At 56.5% G+C, this 4760-nt stretch carries 5 protein-coding genes; all 5 read right to left on the bottom strand.

Annotation, left to right across the window (positions count from 1 at the left end):
* Positions 1 to 377, bottom strand: a 377-nt coding sequence (locus AC0L24_RS33675) for an NAD(P)-binding domain-containing protein (protein WP_473565054.1), incomplete at its 3' end; no start/stop codon positions are given.
* Between the two features lie 1247 nt (positions 378 to 1624).
* A complete protein-coding gene (locus tag AC0L24_RS33670; protein WP_473565053.1) occupies positions 1625 to 2746 on the bottom strand; it encodes a mandelate racemase/muconate lactonizing enzyme family protein in 1122 nt (373 codons plus the stop codon).
* Between the two features lie 496 nt (positions 2747 to 3242).
* Positions 3243 to 3395, bottom strand: coding sequence for a hypothetical protein (locus AC0L24_RS33665; RefSeq protein WP_473565052.1), 153 nt, complete (start codon positions 3393 to 3395; stop codon positions 3243 to 3245).
* Between the two features lie 273 nt (positions 3396 to 3668).
* Positions 3669 to 3944, bottom strand: a complete 276-nt coding sequence (locus tag AC0L24_RS33660) for a hypothetical protein (protein ID WP_473565051.1) — start codon at positions 3942 to 3944, stop codon at positions 3669 to 3671.
* A gap of 554 nt (positions 3945 to 4498) precedes the next feature.
* The gene (locus AC0L24_RS33655; protein ID WP_473565055.1) at positions 4499 to 4666 is read right to left on the bottom strand and encodes a short-chain fatty acyl-CoA regulator family protein; all 168 of its coding nucleotides are present in this window, start codon (positions 4664 to 4666) and stop codon (positions 4499 to 4501) included.
* Positions 4667 to 4760: the final 94 nt, after the last annotated feature.

The following is a 4760-nucleotide window of genomic DNA, read 5'->3' as shown; positions in this document are numbered from 1 at the left end:
GGCCCGCCGACGAAGAAGCTGACATTGGCGAAATCGACCCCCATGTGGGACAAGTTGCTCGCGGGTGCTTCTAGCGAGTCCACCCCAATTGCTGCCGCCCGACGGGCGATCTCGACCGTCTTGTGGTAGTCGGTCGTGGACATATCGATCCACACGCTCCCGGGTGCCATTCCGGCCAACGCGCCTTGCTCGCCTGTCATGTTGTCAAACACGTCATACGGCAGCGGCAGGCAGGTGATCACAATTTCGCAATCGCGGGCCGCTTCGCGTGGTGCATCATGCCACCGGGCTCCCTTTTCGACCACGTCTCCCGCGGCTGCGGGATCAACGTCATAGACGTTTACCGGATAGCCGGCTTTCAAAAGCTTGGCGATCATCGGTCGTCCCATGCTTCCGCTACCAACGAATCCGATCCGTTCGGTTTTTTGGAGGCGGGTGATACGCACATCACTTCCCCGAGAATCTACATTGGACACGGGACTTCCTTTTACAAGCCACGATTTGACGAAGGCAGAGATCTAGTCTGCCTATTAAGTAGCTATACACCCAGAGCATGGCGACAAAGATAAAATATATATTATAAATCGTTGCACTGCGCAGTCTTGGTTTAATATATACGACAAATGCGGCTCAAAGTTCGCTAAACTACACAATCTGGCAAATCGATGGGGAGAGGAAAGCCTGCAGCGGCTATGACCAACCGAATACCATGGACGAATCCGCCTTAGTTGGCCTCGTCGTCGAGCTATCCCTCGAGTCTCAGAAAATTCGCGGGCGGATTCAGCTAAACAAATTTGCAGAGACCCGATTTGAGTATTACGGAATAGTGATCTCCGCTTTCCCAATTTGGGTTCAAATACCGTCGTCTTTCGCCCCTCCTTAGCATTTTGCCCCTTTCATCGTCGATTGAGAAAATCCAAGCGAGACGAACGAGGTGAAGACCTATGAATCCTACGCCTCTCGGTGCTCAGTGTGGGAAGCGGCTGAAGTCTGAAGACTTCGGTTTCGACCTATTTGTTGCGGGCGCGTCAGGCTGGCATCTCAGACCGCTGCCGCGCCGATCATCCGACCACGCATCGCGCGAGCGGCTTCTTGTTTCGCCGGTCTAGCCCGATTGGTCTATCATCTCGCGCGAGGTGAAGCGCACGGGCGTGACGTTGACGCTGTTGTGGCAGGATACCGCGCGTGACACAACGATGAATAGGGCTACATCTGGTTTATGGCCGGTGCGGCGCTCCAGCGCCGGTCCCGCGCGACTTTGTACCACGAGCCGCAGTGATGCTGACCATCCCGGCCACACGGTGCGGTCCCCGCGAAAGAAAGTCGAAGGCACCTGATGGACCTCAAACGCCTCCTGCCTCATCTTGATGTTGATATCCGCAAATCGGTTGGCCGTGTCCAGGCTGACGTGGTCAAGCTAACCTCATATGACGTTCACGTCGACACAGGATCGAGTAGGCGCAGGGGACCAGCGCCCTGTTCAACAGTGTCTGAGTACCATGCTCCCTCGGCGCCGTGCTATCCAGGCCGCAGCCCCAAGTTGTCCAAGAGCAGGTTCCGTGGCCGGCCAATCCGATCGTAACTCGAGTTTATCGAATCCACCATGCCGGGTCATCTTCGGGGGTCATAATGCCTCCTTGTACTTGAAAATCGATGCCGGGATCCCAAGTGCGGCGACGTCCGGCTCGACGCCAAGTCCAGGCGCAGTCGGCGGCGCAGCAAAACCATCGATGTTCCTGGCTCCTTGGCCGCGGACGGGGTCGACCGCAAGGTGATGATGGCAGAGCCAGCTGGCCAACCTGTTGTCGGCAGGGGTCGATGATGCGAGATGAATTGCCGCAGTATCTGCCAATGCCGAACCGCCTAGGTCCTCAACGTGCATCTGCCATCCCACCGAGACACCGAAATCCCGTATCTGCCGGGCCTTGGTCAGACCGCCCACTCGGTTGGGCTTCACCTTGACGCCCTCGCAGGCACCCAAGCGCCAAGCCTGCAGGTGGTCCTCAAAAGTATGGAGGCACTCATCGAGCATGATTGGCTGTTTTATTCGTCGAGCAATCTGGGCGCATTGCTGCAGGGTGTCGCAAGGCTGCTCGATCCAACCACGAACGGACACGTTGTTCAGCACCTGGATTGCAACCGCTGGCAGCCAAGCTCGGTTCACGTCGTAGGTAACCTTCTCGTCCGGTTTTAGCGCCGCTTCAATCGCCTTAATTCGCGTAATGTCCGCGGTGGGATCGCTACCTCCTACCTTGGCTGAGTGTGAACGATAGCCCTGTGAATATGCATCTCTTATGAGTGCGATCATCTCGTCGCTAGTGCCGGTGGAAATCGAAGAGTTAACTGCAACCGGCTCTGCCTCAGCTCCACCGAATAATCGCCATAGCGGAAGCCCGGTGACTTTTCCCAAGATGTCCCAGCACGCCATATCGATCGCCGATTTCACATACAGGTGACCGGGAAGCGCTATATCCATTGCCCGATTGATCGCTTCAAGGGATCTCGGGTCCTGCCCCAGCAATGAGGGCGCTAATGTCGTTATGCCCGCCCTGATCCCTGGGCCATGGCCGGGTAAATAGGTGTTGCCCCAAGGGCAGCCTTCCCCCCAACCAGACACGTCCGCATTGGTATCAACTCGAACGAAGGTACTGTCGAGTGTTTCGAACTTCAGGCGGCCACCCGACAGCCGATACGGCCTTGCAAGAGGCAGATCGAGTTGCCACGTCGTGATAGCGATGATCTTCATGGAAACTGCGCTCCTTTAGTGGTCCTAGTCTACCCAGCTTTAGTAACTCTGGCTCTTTCGCAAACGCAGCCTGACTCGTCCGGCATTGTGGACGCGGAATTGGCCGTCGAAGCGGCTTGCAGCTCCAGCAAGCCGCGGCCACAGGCCGGGCTATTTTCATGTTACCCGTCGCGATCTGAGCGATTGCGGGCGCCGAGCGTGACGCCTGTGGTCGCTCCGTGCCTCGTTCTCGGAATCTTTCCGAGGAATCTGATCACGCTCACAGGCTTCGCCGCGCTACATAGCCACCGAACGTTCCCTTACGAAGAAGCCTCTCACACTCGCAGAACGCACTTGCGTACCTGCTCAGGGACGGGTTGGATCCTACAACCAGCTCGGTGGTAGTCCGTCGCATCGCTTGCAATTCTTAAATGCCGTTGAGATACATCATCCGCTGCATTTCGCGCGGCTTTTGCGCCATGGCGCTCCTTTCCGACGGGTGGCTTCGTGTAGTTCCTCAGGGGCCACAACCTCGGGCCAGCCCCAATCCCATGGCTTCGGTGCCGGAAACTTCCCGGCCGGTCAGCAGAAAATCCTTCGTTGCCTTTACGTTCACAAGCGAGGGCATAAACATGCAATGGCTGGCGTAGCGAACCTGGCCGTAGCCCATCCGAGTGTCCGAAGTGACGATGGACTCATCGCGAAAGAGTGAAAGTTCGACCCCTAGTCGATGGCATACTTATGACAGACGCTATGACCCTTTCCGATAACCCAGTTGTGAATTCCTCGAACCGGCGAATAAATCTAAGGCGATATTCGTAATGGACGAGCCATTGTCCGATTGTTCCTCTTCGAGATGATGACCGCCGCAGAATCCGCAGCCAGCACCTCGGATAACAACTACATTCACATGTTATCACGGTCAGTGCGATGTAGACCCGCCCTAAGTTGCGAGCATGCGGTCGTTCATAAAGTTAATCACATCAGGCCGGTTCTGCGTAAGCCAACAGACCTGTTCGGTGTCCACCTCATAGATGAGATGCTTGTATTCCGTATCCTCAGTGTGATTTGGTGCATCATTTTTTTTCGTGAGGTCGGATCGAACGCGGTCACGCGGATACCGAAGAGTGATGTCAGGAAAAGGGCGCAAATTTTCCCGTTCGGCGCGCATAAGATCATTTTTTGGCGGCAGCGACCACATGTTCGCGAGCGTGATCATGGAATGATTTCTCCCCATTTCCTGCCGCACCACGTTTGCGGATAGCCTTGCATGTGTCGTGCCAAATGAGAGAACCATTGGAGAACAGCGCTGTTGCTCTGCTAGCGCTGTGTCTCACGTCGACATTTTCGAAGAACTCGACTCGGCGAACTCAGCCGGTAGCGCCTGGTCGATCTCTGTGCGAGCTCAAAGGAGCCGTGGAAGACTGAAGCAGTGAGGCCCCCAATCACCCTAGTTGGACCCAGCATCTTCGCTCTGGACGCTTCACGACCCGGACCAAATTAGCACAGCCTGCAACACGACGGAGGAGGTCGCGAGGCAGGTACACGCCATCCTGTATTTCTGGTACGGCAACATCGGCGCTCCGGGAAATAGTGCTGTAGTCCGATCCTACACATCTCGGGCGCTTCGGAGGTGCGGAAGCGCGCTCGCCCGATGACGGCGTCGATTTCCGCCTGCTTCAAGGCGCCGATCTGCAAATGCCATCTGAAAACTGCACGTCTAAAGCAGCCCGCTTCAAGACCTTGTCCTGCAAACGCAGGTGACCGGCACCATCAGGCGCCAGCTCGGGAGCCCAGGTAATGGACGATTCTGGCTGAAGACGTTGCGCGCCCAGACAATTCACCACGTCGGTGGTGATCGACTGAATTCTTGCCCCTAACCGGCGGAATGGTGCGTTGGATGCAATCCATTCTCTCACATACGCAGCATGAAACCCCAATAGGCTCGAATGCAGCGAGATCGTGTCCCAGGGAGTGGTGTAGCTGACGGCTTGGTCGCCGCGCTGTCCGGCAAGAGCCGGGCAGATCAGCGCGC

Source organism: Mesorhizobium sp. WSM4809, from assembly GCF_055811655.1.
This window is presented reverse-complemented; position numbering and strand designations above follow the sequence as displayed.